Origin of the sequence: Streptomyces gardneri (genome assembly GCF_006539185.1) — a bacterium.
Lineage (GTDB): Bacteria > Actinomycetota > Actinomycetes > Streptomycetales > Streptomycetaceae > Streptomyces > Streptomyces gardneri.
Map to the genome: position 1 here is coordinate 1 of NZ_BJMN01000064.1, position 17,643 is coordinate 17,643.

Consider the following 17,643-nt stretch of genomic DNA (forward strand, 5'->3'; position numbering starts at 1 on the left):
ACCCACGATCGCGATCGGATCGTCGTCGGTCGCACGGTCACCGAATGAAGCGCCCCGCTCGGCCACGACGGACGCGTTCGCCGCCGCTCCCTCCTTCAACCCGGGTACCTGGGCGAGGAGATGGGACGCGAGCGCCGCCGGCGAGGGATGGTCGAAGACCGTGGTCGCGGGGAGCCGCAGGCCGGTGGCGGCGTTCAGCCGGTTGCGGAGTTCCACCCCGGCCAGGGAGTCGAAGCCGAGGTCCTTGAAGGATCGCTCCGCCCCGACCGCGGCGGAGTCGGCGTGCCCGAGGACGTCCGCGACGACACCCGTCACGAGCGCCACGGCTGTGCTGCGCCGCTCCTCGGGGGACTGTGCGGCGAGCCCGCTCAGCCATCCGCCGGACGTGTCCGCCGCCTCGGCGGCCGTCCGCGCGGCACGGCGCGGGCGCGCCCGGACGAGGCCGCGCCACAGCGCCGGAGGCTGTCCGTCCGTGCCCCGGTGGGCGGTGGGACGGAGCCCGGCGGGTACGAGGAGGGCGTCGTCCCGGGCGACCGCGGCGTCGAAGAGCGCGAGGCCCTGCTCCGGGGTGAGCGCGGTGATTCCGGCCCGGCTCCAGCGGGCGAGGTCGGCGGCGCCGAGCGTGCCGCCCATGCCGTGCGTGCCGTCCCAGAGGCCCCAGGCCAGCGACGTGGCGGCCAGGCCCGTGGCGGCGCGGTGGGCGGCGAGGGCGTCGAGGCCCGTGTTGGCCGCCGCGTAGTTGGCCTGGCCGGCGGTGCCGACGATGCCGGAGACGGAGGAGAAGAGGACGAAGGCGCCGAGCCGCAGGTCCTTGGTCAGCTCGTGCAGGTTCCACGCGGCGTCGACCTTCGGGCGCAGTGCCGCGTCCAGCCGTTCCGGTGTGAGCGCCTCCACCGTCGCGTCGTCGACGACTCCCGCCGTGTGCACGACGGCCGTCAGCGGATGCTCGGCGGGCACGGTGGCGATCACCCGCGCCAGGCTCTCGCGGTCGGCGGCGTCGGCGGCGGCGAACGCCACCTCCGCGCCGAGCCCTGCGAGGTCCTCGCCCAGGTCGGCCGCGCCGGGGGCGTCGGCCCCGCGACGGCTCACCAGCAGCAGCCGGCGTACCCCGTGACGCTCCACGAGGTGGCGGGCGAGGAGCGCTCCGAGGCCTCCGGTGCCCCCGGTGACGAGGACGGTGCCGTCGGGGCCGAAGCGGTCGGCGCCGCCGGCGGTGTCCTCGCTCGAAAGGGCGGCGGTACGGGCCAGCCTCGGCGCGAGCAGTCGGCCGTCCCGTGCCGCGAGCTGCGGCTCGTCCCCGGCCGTGGCCGCGCGGATCAGCTCCTCGGCTCCGTCGCGCTCGCCTTCGGCTTCACCCAGGTCCAGGAGGAACAGGCGTCCCGGGTTCTCGGACTGGGCGGAGCGGACGAGGCCCCACAGGGGGCCGGTGGCGAGGGAGGTGACGTCCTCGCCGGGGAGTGCGGCGACCGCGCCCCTGGTGACGCACACCAGTCGCGAGCCGTCGAAGCGCGGCTCGGACAGGAACTCCTGGACGATGGCGAGGGTGCGCCGGACGGCTGTGCGTGCGGCGGCGGACGGGTCCCCGTCGATCGTCCAGCGGTCGGCCCGGAGGACGACGTCCGTGGCGCCGAGCTCCACGAGGTCGCCGAGGCCGGCGAGGTCGACGAGTTCCTCGACCTCCACGGCTCCGCGCCCTGCGGGTTCCGGTGTGCCGGTCTCCGTCCACGTGACCGTGAACAGGGCGTCGTCGACGCGCCCGGCGGTCGTGCCCAGCCTGTCCTTCGCCACCGCGCGCAGGGTCAGGGACTCCACGGTGGCAACGGGCGCACCGGTGGTGTCGGTGAGGCGGAGCGTGACCGTGTCCGAGCCGGTGGGTGTGATCCGGACGCGGAGCGCGGTGGCGCCTTCGGCGTGGAGGGTCACCCCCGCCCACGCGAACGGCAGCCGGATCCGGTCGGTCGCGTCGGCATCGGCGTCGGCACCGGCAGCTGCGTTGCCCTCCAGGACGATCGGGTGGAGCGCCGCGTCGAGCAGCGCCGGGTGTACGCCGAAGAGCCCCGCGCTCTCGTGCTGCGCCGCGGGCAGCCGGATCTCGGCGAGCGTGTCGGCGCCGTCGCGCCACAGCCCCGTCAGGCCCTGGAAGGCCGGACCGTATCCGTAGCCGAGCTCCGCGAGCCGGTCGTAGACGCCGTCGAGGGGTGCGGCGGTCGCCGCCGCGGGCGGCCAGGCCGCTGATCCGTCCTCGCCGGTGCCGGGGTGGTCCGACTCCGTGGCCGGGTCCCCTTCGCCGAGTACGCCGGAGACATGGCGGGTCCACTCCCGGGGCGCGTCGTCACCGGTGTCCGCTCCGCCGGAGTCGGGGCTGCTGTACACGCCGAACGTGCGCCCGGTCGGCGACTCGCCGTCGCCGCTCACACCGACCTGGATGCGGACGGCACCCCGCTCGGGCAGGACGAGCGGCGCTTCGAGGGTGAGCTCCTCCACCCGGACCGCCCCGACGTGGTCGCCCGCCGCGAGGGCGAGCTCCAGGAAGGCGGTGGCCGGCAGCAGGACGGCGCCGTTGACCACGTGGTCGGCCAGCCAGGGCTGGTCCGCCAGGGAGAGACGGCCGGTCAGCAGGACGCCGTCGCCGCCGGCGACCTCGACCGTGGTCGTCAGCAGCGGGTGCCGCGCCGGGTCGAAGCCGAGTGCGCGGGCGTCCGTACGGGCCTCGGGCGTCAGCCAGTAGTGCTCGCGCCGGAAGGCGTACGTGGGCAGGTCCGTGCGGCGCCCGTCCGGGAAGAACGACGCCCGGTCCAAGGGCGCGCCGTGGACATGGGCGGTCGCGAGACCGGCGGTGAGGGTCTCGGTCTCGGGGCGTCCCGCGCGCAGCAGCGGGACGACCGTGACCTCCCGGGCGTCCGGGGCATCCGTGCCGGGCGCGAGAGCCTCCTCGGCGAGTGCCGTGAGGACGGCGTCGGGGCCGATCTCGACGAGGACGCTCGCGTCCTGGGCGGCAAGGGTGCGGACGGCGTCCAGGAAGCGCACGGGCCGCCGGATCTGGTCGACCCAGTACGCGGGCGAGGTGAGCTCGCCGGACGTGACGAGCGCGCCGGTGACCGTGGAGACGACGGGGATCCGCGGCTCCTCGAAGGTCAGGCCCTCGGCGACCCGGAGGAACTCGTCGAGGACGTCGTCCATGTGCGGGGAGTGGAAGGCGTGGCTGACGCGCAGCCTGCGGGTGCGTCGACCGCGTCCCGCCCATACGGCGCGGATCTCCTCGGCGGCGTCCGCGTCGCCGGAGACGACCACGGCGGCGGGTCCGTTGACGGCGGCGACGGCGACCCTGCCCTCGTAGCCCTTCAGGGACTCGACGACCTCGGCCTCGCCCGCCTGCACGGCGATCATCGCGCCGCCCTCGCGGGCCGACTGCATGAGCCGGCCGCGGGCGGTGACGAGACGTGCGGCGTCGTCGAGGGAGAGGACACCGGCGACGTGCGCGGCGGCGATCTCGCCGACGGAGTGGCCGGTGAGCAGGTCGGGTTCGAGGCCGTGGTGTTCGAGGAGGCGGAACAGCGCCACCTCGAAGGCGAAGAGGGCGGGCTGGGTGTACGCGGTGAGGTCCAGCTCCTCCCCTGCGGCGACGGTCTCCCGCAGCGGCCGGTCGAGGTGACGGTCGAGGGCCGCGTACACGGTGTCGAGGGCGGCGGCGAACACGGGGTGCGCGGCGCGCAGTTCCTCGCCCATGGCGGGGCGCTGCGCTCCCTGGCCGGTGAACAGGAAGGCCGTGCGTCCGGCCCTGGCCGCGTCGCCGGTGACCAGGCCCGTGGCCTGCTCCCCGCGGCCGAGGGCGTCGAGCCCGGCGAGCAGCTCGTCCCTGGTGACGGCGGTGAGGGCGGCCCTGTGTTCGAAGGCGGTACGGGCGGCCAGCGAGCGTCCGAGGTCGGCGACGGTGACGTCCGGTCGGCCGTCGAGGAAGGTCCGCAGCCGGACGGCCTGGGCGCGCAGGGCGGCGTCGTCGCGCGCGGAGACCACGACGGGGGTGCGTACGGGTTCGGGGGCGGCGACCGGGGCCGGCGTGGTGGTGGCGGTGATGTCCGCCGCTTCCCCTGCTTCCCCGGCTTCCGGGGCGGTGGTGGTGACCGCCGCTTCCCCTGCTTCCGGGGCCTGTTCGACCACGACGTGGGCGTTGGTGCCGCTGATGCCGAAGGAGGAGATCGCCGCGCGGCGCGGGCGGCCCGTCTCCGGCCACTCCCGCTCCTCGGTGAGGAGCTCGACGTCGCCGGCCTCCCAGTCGACGCGGGTGGTGGGCCGGTCCACGTGGAGCGTCCTGGGCAGGACGCCGTGGCGCATGGCGAGGACCATCTTGATGAGCCCGCCCACGCCCGCGGCGGCCTGCGCGTGGCCGATGTTCGACTTCAGCGAGCCGAGCTGGAGCGGAGCGCTCTCGCCGCGGTCCCGGCCGTAGGTGCCGAGGATCGCCTCGGCCTCGATGGGGTCGCCGAGCCGGGTGCCCGTGCCGTGCGCCTCGACGGCGTCGACGTCGGCGGGGGTGAGCCCGGCGTCGGCCAGGGCCTGTCGGATGACGCGCTGCTGGGACGGGCCGTTGGGGGCGGTGAGCCCGTTGGAGGCGCCGTCCTGGTTGACGGCGCTGCCCCGGATCACGGCGAGCACGGGGTGGCCGTTGCGCTCGGCGTCCGAGAGCCGCTCGACGACGAGGAGGCCGACGCCCTCGGCCCAGGAGGTGCCGTCGGCGGAGTCGGAGAAGGCCTTGGAGCGGCCGTCGGCGGCGAGGCCGCGCTGCCGCGAGAACTCGACGAACATGCCGGGTGTCGACATGACGGTCGCTCCGCCGGCGAGCGCGAGGCTCGACTCGCCCTGCCGCAGCGAACGGACGGCCAGGTGCAGCGCGACGAGGGAGGACGAGCAGGCCGTGTCGACGGTGACCGCAGGCCCGGTGAGGCCGAGCTGGTAGGCGATGCGGCCCGACATCACGCTGGGCGTGGTCCCGGTCAGGAGGTGGCCCTCGACGCCCTCGGCTCCGTCGTGCATGCGCGGGCCGTAGTCCAGGGCGGTGGCGCCGACGAAGACGGCCGTCCGGCTGCCCTTGAGGCCTTCGGGGTCGAGCCCGGCACTCTCGACGGCCTCCCACGCCGTCTCCAGGAGGAGCCGCTGCTGTGGGTCCATGCCGAGGGCCTCGCGGGGCGATATCCCGAAGAAGCCGGCGTCGAACAGGGCGGCGTCGTGCAGGAATCCGCCCTCGCGGACCGAGCTCTTGCCGCTGCGGTCGGGGTCGGCGTCGAAGAGGTCCTCGTCCCAGCCCCGGTCGGTGGGCAGCCCCGAGACGGCGTCGCGCCCCTCGAAGACGAGCCGCCACAGGTCCTCGGGGGAGGTGACGCCGCCGGGGTAGCGGCAGGCCATGCCGATGATCGCGATGGGCTCGGCGGTGGTGTCCGCCGGGGTCGCGGGCGGTATCCCGTCGGCCGATCCGGTCTCGCCGCTGCCGCCGGTGAGCAGGTCGCCCAGGTGGGCGGCGAGGGCGCGCGGCGTCGGGTGGTCGAAGAGCAGTCCGCTGGGCAGGCGCAGTCCCGTGTCGTCGACGAGCGCGTTCCGCAGCTCGACGGACATGAGGGAATCGAAGCCCAGCTCCTTGAAGGTGAGGCCGAGTTCGACGCGGGTCGGGTCGGCGTACTCGAGGACGGCGGCGACGTGCGCGCGCACGCGTTCGGTCGTCTCGTGGCGAGCCGGCCGATCGCCGCCGCCCGCGCCCGCGCCCGGCGTCACGCCCGCGGCCGGGCCGGTGCCCGCACCGGTGCCGGATCGGCCCGCCGTGAGCGGCGCCGCCGTTCGCGCGGTGCCGTCGAACCAGTGGCGTTCGCGCTGGAAGGCGTAGGTCGGCAGGGGCACCCTGACGGTGCCGGTGCTCGCGTGCCCGGCGGTCCAGTCGACGTCGTGGCCCCGGACGAAGACGGTGGCGAGTGCGGCGAGCAGCGACTGGGGCTCCGGGCGGCCCTTGCGCAGGGCGGAGACCGCCGCGGCGGCCTCCTGGTCGCGTACGGAGTCCGCCGCCATCGCGGAGCAGACCCCGTCGGGACCGAGTTCCAGGAAGGTGTCGGCGCCCGACTCCTCCAGGGTGCGTACGGCGTCGAGGAAGCGTACGGGCCTGCGGACCTGGTCCACCCAGTACTCGGGATCGCTCCATTGACCCGCCGTCACGGGCAGGCCCGTCACCGTGGACACGACGTCGACACGGGGCTCCTGGAAGTCCAGCTCTTCGACGACCCGTCGGAAGTCGTCGAGCATCGGCTCCATGAGCGGCGAGTGGAAGGCGTGCGAGACGCTGAGCCGCTTCGTCCGGCGGCCCTGTTCGCGCAGCAGCTCGGCGACGTCGAGGACGGCTCGCTCGGCGCCCGCGAGGACGACCGCGCGGGGGCCGTTCACGGCCGCGAGGGAGAGCTCCCGCTCGCGTCCCGCGAGGTGCGGCAGCACTTCCTCCTCGCTCGCCTCGACCGCGACCATCGCGCCGCCCTCGGGCAGCGCCTGCATGAGGCGGCCGCGCGCCGCGACGAGGCGGGCGGCGTCGCGCAGCGAGAGGACCCCGGCGACGTGGGCGGCGCTGATCTCGCCGACGGAGTGGCCGGCGAGCAGGTCGGGCGTGACGCCCCAGGACTCGACGAGGCGGTGGAGGGCGACCTCCACGGCGAAGAGTGCGGGCTGTGTGTGGACGGTGCGGTCGAGGGTGTCGCCCGCCGCGACGAGTTCGGCGAGGGGCCGGTCGAGGAGGGGGTCCAGTTCGGCGGCGACGGCGTCGAAGGCCGTCGCGAAGGCCGGGTGGGCGGCGTACAACTCCATGCCCATGCCCGTACGTTGGGCACCCTGGCCGCTGAACAGGACGGCGAGGCGCCCGGGGGCGGGGGTGCCGGTGACCACGCCGGGCGCGGGCGTTCCGGCGGCGAGGGCGCCGAGGCCGTCGAGGAGGCGGGCGCGGTCCTGGGCGAGGACGACGGACCGGTGCGTGAAGACCGTACGGGTGGTGACCAGCGACCGGGCGAGTGCGGCGGGCGCGAGCTCCGGGTCCGCTTCGACGGCCTCGTGCAGGCGCCGGGCCTGGGCGCGCAGGGCCTCGCCGCCGCGGCCGGTGACGACGAAGGGCAGCGTGGCCCCGCTGTCGACGGGGGTCGCCTCACCGGTGTCGGGCTGCTCGCGGTCCTGGGCGGGGCCTTCGCTGAGGACGACGTGGGCGTTGGTGCCGCCCATGCCGAACGAGCTGACGCCGGCGAGGAGTTCACGGTCCGGGTGCGGCCACTCCCGCAGGCCCTCGGGCACGTCGAGCCCGAGGGTGTCGAGCGGGATGTCCGGGTGGGGCGTACGGAAGTTGAGGCTCGCCGGGATCCGGCGGCGGCCGAGCGCGAGGAGCGTCTTGATGAGGCCGACGATGCCGGCGGCGCCTTCGAGGTGCCCGACGTTCGTCTTGGCCGAGCCGACGAGCAGGGGTTCGTCCGCGGGGCGCGCCGCGCCGAGGACCGCGCCGAGCGCGGCGGCCTCGATGGGGTCGCCGACGGGGGTTCCGGTGCCGTGGAGTTCGACGTACTGGACGGCGGACGGGTCCAGGGCAGCCTTCCGGTACGCCTCGCGCAGCACCTTCTCCTGGGCGGCCCTGCTGGGCACGGTGAGACCCGGGGTGGCTCCGTCGTTGTTGACGGCGCTGGCGCGGATGACGCCGTGGACACGGTCGCCGTCGGCGAGGGCGCGGGAGAGCGGCTTGAGGACGACGACTCCGCCGCCCTCGCCCCGGACGAATCCGTTGGCCCGCGCGTCGAACGTGTAGGCGGTGCCGTCCGGGGAGAGTCCGCCGAAGCGCTCCTCCGTCACGGCGCTCTCCGCGAGGATGTTGAGGTTCACGCCGGCGACGAGCGCCGTCGTGGACTCCCCCGCGCGCAGGGACTCGCAGGCCAGGTGCACGGCGACGAGCGAGGACGACTGCGCGGCGTCGACGGTGAGGCTCGGGCCCTGCAGGCCGAGGTGGTACGAGACGCGGTTGGCGATGACGCCCCGGTTCACGCCCGCCATGGTGTGCTGGGTGATGGCCTGCTCGCCGTGCTGGTAGAGGAGGCTCGTGTAGTCGTCCCGCAGGGTGCCGACGAAGACGGCGGTGCGGCTTCCGGCGAGGGTGCCGGGGACGATTCCGGCGTCCTCCAGCGCCTCCCAGGCGAGTTCGAGGACCAGTCGCTGCTGCGGGTCCATGGCCGCGGCCTCGCGGGGCGAGATCCCGAAGAAGGCCGCGTCGAAGAGGTCGAGGGAGTCGAGGAAGCCTCCCCGGCGGACACCGGACTCCGCCGGCTCCTCGGCGTCCGCTCCCCCGAGCACCGAAGTCCACCGGCCGGAGGGCACGTCGGTGACGGCGCTCTCCCCGTTCCGCAGCAGCTCCCAGAAGGCGGCCGGGTTCGAGGCCTTCGGCAGGCGGCAGGACATGCCGACGACGGCGATGGCCTCGTTCATCGGACGGGTCGCCTCCCCGGACGAACGGGCCTCGTCGGCCGTCGCGGGAATCCCGTCGTTCGTCGTCACGCCTGGCCGCCTCTTCGTCACTGAATCCCCCAACGGACTTCCCCAACTACTGCCGCTTTTCCGCCCCGCGGATCAGCTCGGGTTTTGTTGACGTCAACGACCATACAGACGGGCGGAATAGGCCCTGCAAATGCTCGGTAACTCGCTGCGGGCAGGGGAAGTCGCTCACCGACGAGTCATTCATGGGCGGTCGATTACTCCTCACTGAACCCCTCGTGAGGTCACCGGAGATAGCCTTCGAGCGCCAGTGGAATTAGCCGTGCAGTTCACATGGAAAGCGGGCACGAATTCGCTATGACGAGCCTTATCGACGACTTCGCTCTGACCGACGACGCGACCAAGCAGACCGAGCTCTACGTCCGGGCCTTCAACTCGGGCGACCCTGATCTCGTCAATCTGCTCTACACCGAGACGGCGGTCTCCGCGTGGGAGGCGGACAAGCCGCTCACCGGCCAGGCGCGCAAGGACGCGCTCGCGGAGTTCCTCTCCCTCGGCCCGAAGATGACGGCCACGCTCCGCCACTCCTACGTGGCCGGCGACGCCGCGCTCCTGGTCGTGGACTGGCGGATCGACGTCACGGGCGCCGACGGCGTCGCGGAGGTCCACGAGGGCGTGGGCAACGACGTCCTGCGGCTCGGCGCGGACGGCAAGTGGCGCTTCGCCATCGACTACCCGAACGGCAGCTGACGCCTCAGGGGACGGAGAAGGGGCCCTGCTTCCGGTCGACCGGAAGCAGGGCCCCTTCTCTTGCGTCCTGTCAGACGCGCACGCCGAGCGCGGCGGTGATCACGTCACCGATCTCCTCCGTGCGGCCGTCGAGGTAGAAGTGACCGCCGGGGAAGACCCGCAGATCGGAGTCGGCGTCGGTGAAGCCGCTCCAGGCCGCCACCCTGGCGACGGGGGCCACGGGGTCCGCGTCGCCGACCAGGGCCGTGATCGGGCAGTCCAGCGGCGGGCCCGGCTCCCAGGCGTACGAGCCGATGGCCCGGTAGTCGGCGCGGAGGGCCGGCAGGGCCATCTCCATCAGCTCCGGGTCGTCCAGGACGCCCACGCCCGTCCCGCCGAGCATCCGGATCGCGGCGATCACGTCGGCGTCACTGGTCATCCGGTCGGCGTCCTGGGGCCGGGGCTCCGGCGCGGCCCGCCCGGAGAGGAACAGCCGCAGGGGGCCGGGGGCCGACCGCGCGGAGAGCGTGCGCGCCGTCTCGTAGGCGACGACCGCGCCCATGCTGTGCCCGAAGAAGGCGTACGGCCGGTCGTCCACCGTGTCCAGGGCGTCCGCGACGAGTTCGGCGAGCCGGGTGACGGACTCGATCGGCCGCTCACGATGCCGGTCCTGCCGCCCCGGGTACTGCACGGCCAGCACGTCGACGGCGGGGCTCAGGAGGCGGGAGAGCGGCACGTAGGAGCTGGCGGCGCCGCCCGCGTGCGGGAAGCAGACCAGCCGGACCCCTCCTTCCGGTTCCTTCTGCGCCACCCCACCGAATCGCCGAAGCCATGCGATGTCCATCGCTTCCCCCTCCAGTCCTCGCTCGCCCGTGCTCGGGCTCCTGTACGGATCGCGTACGGACTCCCGTACGGATTCACGTCCATGACTCTGCCGTACTCCTGCCGCTTCCGTACCCCACACGGAAGGGCCGGCCGACGACGCGGCCGGCCCCGGGGGGGTGCGGTCAGCGGACGGTGCCGTCCCAGCCGCCCCAGTCGCGTCGCCGCGGCAGCCCGGGGAGGTCGATCCGGCCCGTGCACCAGAGCAGGGTCTCGGCCGGGGCGTGCCCGGTCGGGGCGTTCGGGAAGAGGCGCTCGACGACGGGCGCGCAGAGCTCGTCGGCCGGCAGCCAGTCGAGGCCGAACGCCTCGGTCACGTCGTAGGTGTGGACGACCATCTCGAGGATGCCCATGGCGGCGAAGCCGGGGCCGTCGGAGTTGCCCCAGGGGTGGAAGGCACGGACCTGCGGGTCCGCCTCCCGCACGGCCGAGGCCAGGATGGTGGCGCAGATGCGGACGCCTTCGAGGCAGACGGGGATCGACTGCCCGTTGAATCCGGCGAGCATGCCGGTGAAGCGGTCGGACGGCTGGGCGATGAGGAGCCCCGAATAGCCGACGAGGCCGAGGGCCGTGTGGTCGAGGACCTCACGACAGGACCAGTCACTGTCCCGGGCTTTGACGGACCAGTCCTGATCGGCGGCCTTCTGCAGAATGTCGGTGCAGTCGGTGGCGGCGGTAACTACGCGGTCGGGCCAAGAGATAGACATGCGAGTCATGCTGCCACAGTTGTCCGCAGGTCCCGATGGTTCGAAGGGCGGCCGGGCCGCTTTCGTCCACTGCCCGCGAATCACCCGGTAATTGCCCGGTAATCGGGAATTCAGGAGCACCCCGGTGACCACCTCGTGACCGCGGCCCGATCGCCCGGGGAACGGCCCGCCGTACGCTCGACGCCGGAACGAGACGATCGAGCAGGGAGTTTGAATCGCATGAACGCTGAACTCGAATCCGTACTGGAATCCGTCCGGAGCATCGTGCCGACGCTCAGGGAGAACGGGATCGAGTCGGAGAACCGAGGCTGGATTCTCGACGAGAACATCGAGCTCCTGGAAAAGGCGGGGGTCTTCCGGATAGCCGTCCCGAAGCGCTTCGGGGGCCTGGACTTCGACCTGGCCGACCAGTCCAAGGTCATCGCCGAGGTGGCGCGCGGCTGCCCCTCGACGGGCTGGGTGACGTTCGTCTGGGCGACCAGCGCGTGGTCGGCCACGCTCTACCCGGACCGGGCGCAGGAGGAGCTCTTCACCGAGGGTTCCGTCCGGATCTCCAGCGCCTTCGCGCCGACCGGCAAGCTCACGCCCGTCGAGGGCGGTTACCGGCTGACCGGTAGCTGGCGGTTCAACTCCGGTTGCCGGGGCGCCCAGTGGAACTTCGCCTCGGCGATGCTGGAGCACGCGGACGGCTCCCTCGAGGAGGTCATGGCGCTGCTGCCGATGTCCGACATGACGGTGGTCGACGACTGGAAGGTGTCGGCCGGTTCCGGCACGGGCAGTGCGACCTCCTCGGCCGACGACGTGTTCGTCCCCGACTACCGGGTCGGGCGCTTCGAGGAGCTGCTGTTCAGCACGACCGGTGACCGCTCCAACGGCGGTGCGGACGGGCGCGAGTACGGCTTCGTGAGCGAGGTGATGGCCGCGGCCGCCGCGGTGTTCATCGGCATCGCCAAGGGCGCGTACGACCTGTTCCTCGAGCGTCTCCCGGGACGCGGCATCACGTACACCTCCTGGACGGACCAGACCCAGCACCCGCTCACCCAGATCCAGGTGGCGACGGCCGCCAACAAGATCACGGCGGCGGAGGCCCTGGCCGGCGTGTGGCTGGAGCTCATGCAGCGGCGGGCCGACGCGGGCGAGCAGCTGTCGCTGGAGGAGAAGGCCGTCGTGCGCGGTCAGACCGCCTTCGCGGCGCAGCTCGCGAAGGAGGCCGTCGAGGTGCTGTTCAACGCGAGCGGCGGTTCGGTGATCCAGCGGAGCGTTCCGCTACAGCGCTTCCACCGTGACATCCAGGGCTTCTCGCTGCACGCGCTGGCGCAGCTGAACGGCAACCTGGAGGTTCAGGGCCGGGCGCTGCTCGGTCTCGACCCGGAGACCCCCTTCCTGTAGGGGAGGGAGTGGGTGGACCCGGGGCGGGGAGGCCCCGGGTCCACCCATGTCGACCCCTTCGCACAGGGCGACGCCGGTGATCCCGGCGGCCGGACGGCCGCCGGGATCATCGGCGTGAGGGGTTCGGTGGATTCGTTCAGCGGCCGGGGGTGGTGCCGGTCCGCTGGAAGCGGCCTTCGTAGAAGAGGAGTCCGTCGCCGGCGGCGCCGTTCATCGCGCTGACCACCTCGCCGAGGAAGACGGAGTGGTCGCCGACCTCGTGCGCGGCGGTGACCTCGCACTCCAGCCACGCCAGGGCTCCGGACAGCAGCGGCGCCCCGGTGCCGGGGCCGGGCAGCCAGTCGAGCCGCTCGAACTGGGCGGGGCCGAGGGGGCGCTTCTTGTCGGCGAAGTACCGGGTGATCTCCTCCTGTTCGGCGCTCATGACGGAGACGCCGAAGCGTCCGACCCGGGTGAGCGCGGAGTGCATGACGGCGCTGTGCCCGATGCAGCAGAGCACGGTCGGCGGTTCGAGCGAGACGGAGGTGAAGGAGTTGGCCGTCATGCCGTGGGGGTTGTCGCCGCCGACGGTGAGGACGACGACGCCGGTGGCGAAGCGGGACATCACCTCGCGCAGCGACGCGGGGGTCACCTCGGTGGCGACGGGCTGTACGGGAGACATCTCAGACCTCCGCCGTGCGAGCCGCGGCGGAGGACCACGTGCGGGAGCCCTCGCCGACCGGGATGCGGGCGAATATCAGCTCCAGGCAGTCGGCGGCGGAGAGCCGGCCGACGGATTCCCGGTCGTCCACGCCGCGCCACCACAGGGAGCGGTCCGGATCGGGATTCCCCGTCGCTTCGGAAGAGAAACTCATGCCGCCTCTTTCGGAATTCGGATGTGAGAGCACCGAACCAACGTATCCGACGGCATTCTGACGCTTGTTCATCCTCAAGTAACGTGCGTACCAAGGCTGTTAACGACTCCGGCCAACCGGCCAGTGACCACGTCGTGACCCCGTTGCGGCGCCGTTCCGGCGCCCCGTGGGTAGGGTCCCCCCGTATCCAAGAAGAGGGGGCGTCATGAACTCCGTATCCGCTGAACCCGGAATCTCCGAGCCTTATCTGCTCGGTTTCCTCACCTCTGTCGGGCTCGATGTCGAATACACGCGGGCCGAGGGGAATACGCTGTTCTTCCGCGGCGACGACGGGGAGGAGGTCCCGGTCCTGGACGCCGCGGGCGGCTACGGCTCGCTGATCTTCGGCCACAACCATCCCGAGCTCGTCGCGCGGGCGAGGCGGCTGCTCGACGAGGGAGCGCCGGTCAACGCCCAGTTCTCGCGCAACTCGTGCGCCCAGGAGGTCGCCGCCCTGCTCAGCGGCATCGTCCGCCGGGAGACGGGCTCCTCCGAGGCGTACGCGGCGATCTTCGCCAACAGCGGTGCCGAGGCGATCGAGGCGGCCGTCAAGCACGCCGAGCTGGACCGGGTGCTCCAGGTGCAGGCGCTCGTGGCCGAGCTGGCGGAGCACACCGCCGCCGCGCGGGCGGCGGTCGAGGCCGGCGAGGCGGTCCTGCCGGCCGGGGGCCACGAGGACTTCGAGGCCCTGGTCGAGGAGGTGTCCCGCGCGAACGCGGAGGTCGGCGCCAGGCCGCCGGTCTTCCTGACCCTGGAGGGTTCCTTCCACGGAAAGCTGGTCGGCAGTGTCCAGTTGACCCACAACGCCGCCTACCGGACCCCGTTCACCGCGCTGGCGAACCGGGCCCGGTTCGTCCCGCTCGACCGCCCCGGCGCCGTCGGGGAGATCATCGCCGAGGAGTCCGCCGCGCTGCGCGACATCGTGGTGCGCGACGGTGTGGTCACCGTCGTCGAGCGGCCTTTCCCGCTCGTGGCGGCGTTTCTGCTGGAGCCGATCCAGGGCGAGGGCGGCATCGTCCCGCTGACCCGGGAGTTCGCGACGGCGGTCCGCCGGGAGTGCGACGCCGCCGGCATTCCGGTGGTGATCGACGAGATCCAGAGCGGGATGGGCCGCACCGGCGCGTTCCTCGCGAGTTCGCTGATCGGTCTGCGCGGCGACTACTACGTGCTGGCGAAGAGCCTCGGCGGCGGTCTGGCGAAGACGTCGGCGATGCTCGTCCGCAGCGGCCGGTACCGGAACGAGTTCGAGCTCGTCCACAGCTCGACCTTCGCCAAGGACGGCTTCTCCACTCCGATCGCGCTGAAGGTCCTGGAGATGCTGGAGGCGGACGGCGGACGCGCCTACGGGCTCGCGCGGGAGCGGGGTGCCCGGCTCGCCGAGGCCCTGGAAGGGGTCCGTGCGGACTTCCCGGACGTCGTGAAGGAGGTGCGAGGGAAGGGGCTGATGCTGGGTCTCGAGTTCCACGACCAGTCGGAGTCGTCCTCCGAGGTGGTGCGGGACGGGGCCCGGTCCGGCCTGCTGGGCTACACCCTGTCCGGCTATCTGCTGCGGGAGCACCGGGTGCGGACGTTCCCCACGGCGAGCGCGGGGAACACGCTGCGGTTCGCGCCGTCCATCCACCTGACGGACGGGGAGATCGAGCGGCTCGCGGACGCCTTGCGCGCGGTGGCCTCCGTCCTGCGTGACCAGGACGAGAAGCGCCTCACCGGTGGAGGGGCGTGAGGGTCCCCGATCCGTGTGGCCGGTGTGGCCCGTCCCGTTTCGGGACGGGCCACACCGTCGGATGCGGAGGATCCGCTCCTCGGCTTCGTCAGCCGTACTGGCGCTCACCCTGGATGCGCTCGACCGGTTCCTGCAGGCCGGCGCCGTGGCCGCCGGAGTGGCGGTGCTCCGCGAGGCGCAGCACCGCCCGGGCGGGGCGGCCTCCGGGGCTCCGGCCCCCACCGGCGGTGATCGCGCCGACCGTACCGCCCGTCGTCTCCTGTGCGTCTCCGGGCGTGGCCGCGGACAGCAGCTCCTGGAGGCGCTGTTCGGCCGCGTCCGAGAGCGGTTCGAGGGTGAGGGTGGTCGCCTGGCGGCTGCCGCTGCCCCAGTCGGGACGGCGTTCCAGGAGTTCGGGGCGGGCGGCCGCGATCACCACGAGGGGCACGGCGCCGACCCTGTCCGGGAGCTGCTCGACGCAGTCGAGCAGCCTGTCGTCGCCCCGGTGGAGGTCGTCGACGACGATCACGAGGGGCCGCTCCTCGGCGGCCAGGCCCACGAACTCGTACCAGGCGTTGAGGAGTTCGGAGACCATCGGCTGACGGATCTCCGAGCCCTCGGGGTCGACCAGCGGGCTGAGGTACGGCAGCAGCCTGCCCGCCGTCTCCTCGCACTGGACCAGCTGATGGAGCGTGCTGGCCAGTTTCGCCCGGGCGGACTTGCCCGAGTCGCCCTGCTGGATCCCGCAGCACGACGCGAGTATCGCGATCTGCGCGGAGAGCGGGTGGTTGCCGTAGAGGAGGGTGGCCCTGGTCGCCAGGAACAGGGGTGCGTGGGGGCGCCCCGTGATGCGGTGCTCCAGCTCCACGATGAACCGGGTCTTCCCCACGCCGCCCTGGCCGAGGAGGGTCACCAGATGGGGGTTGCCGCGGTGCCGGGCCAACTCGAGGAGTCCGCGCAGCACTTCGAGTTCGATCTCGCGGTCGACGATCGGCACGCCGTGGTGGTCGGCCGGTTCCTCGCTGCCGCTCCTGACGCGCCAGCCACTCGACGGGTCTTCGGCCGGCTCGTAGGCGATGACGGACTCGGTCTCCCGGAACGTGCTGTCGCTGACCCTGATCTCGCCCTGCGGGACGAGCGCGAGGAGCCGGTGACACTCGTCCATGAGCGCGCCGACGGCCGACGGCGGGGTCTCCTCGTCGCCCGGGAGGTAGCGCACCAGCGCCTCCCCCACCTCGACGGCCGCCTTGACGGCGAGCTGCTGGGTGGGGGCGAGCCGGTCGCGGATGGCGAGGGCCGCGCGCACCGCGCGTTCCGCGTCGTCCGCCCGGCCGCGGTGCACGCCGAACAGGGCCAGCGAGAACGGTCCGACGGAACCGGCGATGGTCCCGCCGTGGCGTTCGATCTCCTCCTCGACCGCGGCGGCCGTCCCCTGGAGCAGCCGGTCGGCCTCGATGCCTGTCTCGGAGGCGTGGGCGTGGAGTTCGGTCCTGAGCAGGACGACGCCCACCTTGCGGTGCTCGGAGACCACGGTCTGGTGGGCCCCGGCCGAAGGCGCCTCCGCGGGACCCGCCGCCGCCCCGTCGGCCGGGGTGGGCGACGCGGCCGAGCCGGCCCGGTAGGCGGGGGCTCCGGCGACGCCCCGCAGGGCGACCGCGTGCTCGGTCGTGGCGCCGGCCTGGCTGAACTCGTACGAGGTGGCGGCGCCCTGCAGGGTGAGGACGGGGTCGTGGGTGAGGATGGCCTGCTGGAGCGTGCGGAGTTCGTGTCCGGGCTCCAGACCCAGGTTCTCGACGAGGGCCGAGCGGATCCGGCCGTAGACGTTGAGCGCGTCCGCCTGCCGTCCGCAGCGGTACAGCGCCAGCATGAGCTGGCTGCAGGCCCGCTCCCGGAGGGGCTCCCTCTCGACGAGCGTCTCGAGCTCTCCGAGGACGGAGTGGTGACGTCCGAGGGCGAGCTGCGCCTCGAAGAAGTCCTCCATGGCGTCGGTTCGGGCGCCCTGGACTGCCGACAGTTCGGGCCAGGAGATCCCGGTCTCGACGAGGTCGGTGAGCGCGGGTCCGCGCCAGAGGTCGAGCGCCTCCTTCAGGAGGCGTGCCGCGGACTCGGTCCGGCCCGCTTCCAGTTCCGCCCGCCCCTGGATCGCGCGCCGCTCGAAGCGGAAGAGGTCCACCTGCTCGGGCTCGACGCGCAGCATGTAGCCGGGTGCCTGGGTGAGCAGGACGGGAGCCTGTGTGGTCCGGTTGCCGGAACCGCCCTGCGCACCGTTGTGGAGGATGCCGCGGAGTCCCCAGACCGCGTTCTGCAGAATCTTCCGCGCGGAGCTCGGGGCGTCGTCGGCGGACCATACGGCGTTCAATAACTGACTGGTGGCGACGACCTTGTTGGCCTTCAGCAGGAGGAACCCCAAGGTCGCCCGCTGACGGGATCCTCCTAGCGAGACGGTCCCCCCACCCTCGGAAACGACCTCCAACGGTCCCAGCATGTGAATGTGCATGTGTCCCCCTGGACTGCGCAAGATCCGACGATTGTCCCCATGGCCCCGCTCACGTCCCCGTGTCGGCGTCTCGGCCGAATCACTCTCTTCTGCCAGCGCGTCGCCATGCTCCCCCGCAATCGGACATCATTCGTTCTTGGCTGGATTTTACTGTTTCTTGGCTTGAAACATTCAGCCTCCTGGATTTTGGTCGGAATCCAGGACATAACCGGCCGCGCATTTCACTGCCGATTGCCATGATTTCACATCGGACGGCCGTTCCCCCTGGGAGGCTTGCCGGAGACTTCGACGTCACACCGGCACCGGCGCCCTCCGCGCCGTCCCCACGCCGGAGTCCACGGCGTCCCGGTACTCCTCCAC

The 17,643-nt window shown here is 72.9% G+C and carries 9 protein-coding genes; 3 read left to right on the top strand and 6 right to left on the bottom strand.

All coding sequences use genetic code 11. From position 1 onward, the window contains the following. On the bottom strand, positions 1-8,478 hold an 8,478-nt coding region (locus SGA01_RS36200; protein ID WP_141302262.1), incomplete at its 3' end, for a type I polyketide synthase. A gap of 363 nt (positions 8,479-8,841) precedes the next feature. Here SGA01_RS36200 and SGA01_RS36205 point away from each other — a divergent pair. Next, the gene (locus tag SGA01_RS36205) at positions 8,842-9,234 is read left to right on the top strand and encodes a YybH family protein (RefSeq protein ID WP_055639907.1); all 393 of its coding nucleotides are present in this window, start codon (positions 8,842-8,844) and stop codon (positions 9,232-9,234) included. A gap of 70 nt (positions 9,235-9,304) precedes the next feature. Here the strand turns inward: SGA01_RS36205 and SGA01_RS36210 are convergent, their stop codons facing one another. Together SGA01_RS36210 and SGA01_RS36215 are read right to left on the bottom strand one after the other, a co-directional pair. Further along, complete coding sequence (locus SGA01_RS36210; protein WP_141302232.1) at positions 9,305-10,057, bottom strand: thioesterase II family protein; 753 nt, start codon at positions 10,055-10,057, stop codon at positions 9,305-9,307. A gap of 163 nt (positions 10,058-10,220) precedes the next feature. Continuing rightward, on the bottom strand, positions 10,221-10,802 hold the full coding sequence (locus SGA01_RS36215; RefSeq protein ID WP_055639909.1) for a maleylpyruvate isomerase N-terminal domain-containing protein: 582 nt from the start codon (positions 10,800-10,802) through the stop codon (positions 10,221-10,223). Between the two features lie 219 nt (positions 10,803-11,021). Between SGA01_RS36215 and SGA01_RS36220 the strand changes: the two genes are divergently transcribed. After that, positions 11,022-12,191, top strand: coding sequence for an acyl-CoA dehydrogenase family protein (locus SGA01_RS36220; RefSeq protein WP_055639910.1), 1,170 nt, complete (start codon positions 11,022-11,024; stop codon positions 12,189-12,191). Positions 12,192-12,327: 136 nt separating this feature from the next. On the opposite strand, the gene SGA01_RS36225 is transcribed toward SGA01_RS36220, so the two are convergent. Then, entirely contained in the window at positions 12,328-12,852 is a 525-nt protein-coding gene (locus tag SGA01_RS36225) for a flavin reductase family protein (protein ID WP_141302234.1), read from the bottom strand. 1 nt (position 12,853) lies between these two features. Further along, positions 12,854-13,045 carry a hypothetical protein gene (locus SGA01_RS36230; protein WP_141302236.1) on the bottom strand — a complete coding sequence of 64 codons (192 nt, stop codon included), beginning with the start codon at positions 13,043-13,045 and terminating at the stop codon, positions 12,854-12,856. Between the two features lie 205 nt (positions 13,046-13,250). Here SGA01_RS36230 and SGA01_RS36235 point away from each other — a divergent pair, with 205 nt between their 5' ends. After that, positions 13,251-14,807, top strand: coding sequence for an aspartate aminotransferase family protein (locus SGA01_RS36235; RefSeq protein WP_141302238.1), 1,557 nt, complete (start codon positions 13,251-13,253; stop codon positions 14,805-14,807). An 88-nt stretch (positions 14,808-14,895) separates the two neighbouring features. Here the strand turns inward: SGA01_RS36235 and SGA01_RS36240 are convergent, their stop codons facing one another. Further along, positions 14,896-17,196 (bottom strand): ATP-binding protein, encoded by a 2,301-nt coding sequence (locus SGA01_RS36240; protein WP_167534256.1) that lies wholly within the window; start codon positions 17,194-17,196, stop codon positions 14,896-14,898. Positions 17,197-17,643: the final 447 nt, after the last annotated feature.

Coding starts and splice junctions, on each gene's coding strand:
- SGA01_RS36230 (WP_141302236.1), bottom strand. CDS start 13,045: ATGAGTTTCTCTTCCGAAGCGACGGGGAATCCCGATCCGGACCGCTCC.
- SGA01_RS36215 (WP_055639909.1), bottom strand. CDS start 10,802: ATGTCTATCTCTTGGCCCGACCGCGTAGTTACCGCCGCCACCGACTGC.
- SGA01_RS36210 (WP_141302232.1), bottom strand. CDS start 10,057: ATGGACATCGCATGGCTTCGGCGATTCGGTGGGGTGGCGCAGAAGGAA.
- SGA01_RS36205 (WP_055639907.1), top strand. CDS start 8,842: ATGACGAGCCTTATCGACGACTTCGCTCTGACCGACGACGCGACCAAG.
- SGA01_RS36235 (WP_141302238.1), top strand. CDS start 13,251: ATGAACTCCGTATCCGCTGAACCCGGAATCTCCGAGCCTTATCTGCTC.
- SGA01_RS36225 (WP_141302234.1), bottom strand. CDS start 12,852: ATGTCTCCCGTACAGCCCGTCGCCACCGAGGTGACCCCCGCGTCGCTG.
- SGA01_RS36220 (WP_055639910.1), top strand. CDS start 11,022: ATGAACGCTGAACTCGAATCCGTACTGGAATCCGTCCGGAGCATCGTG.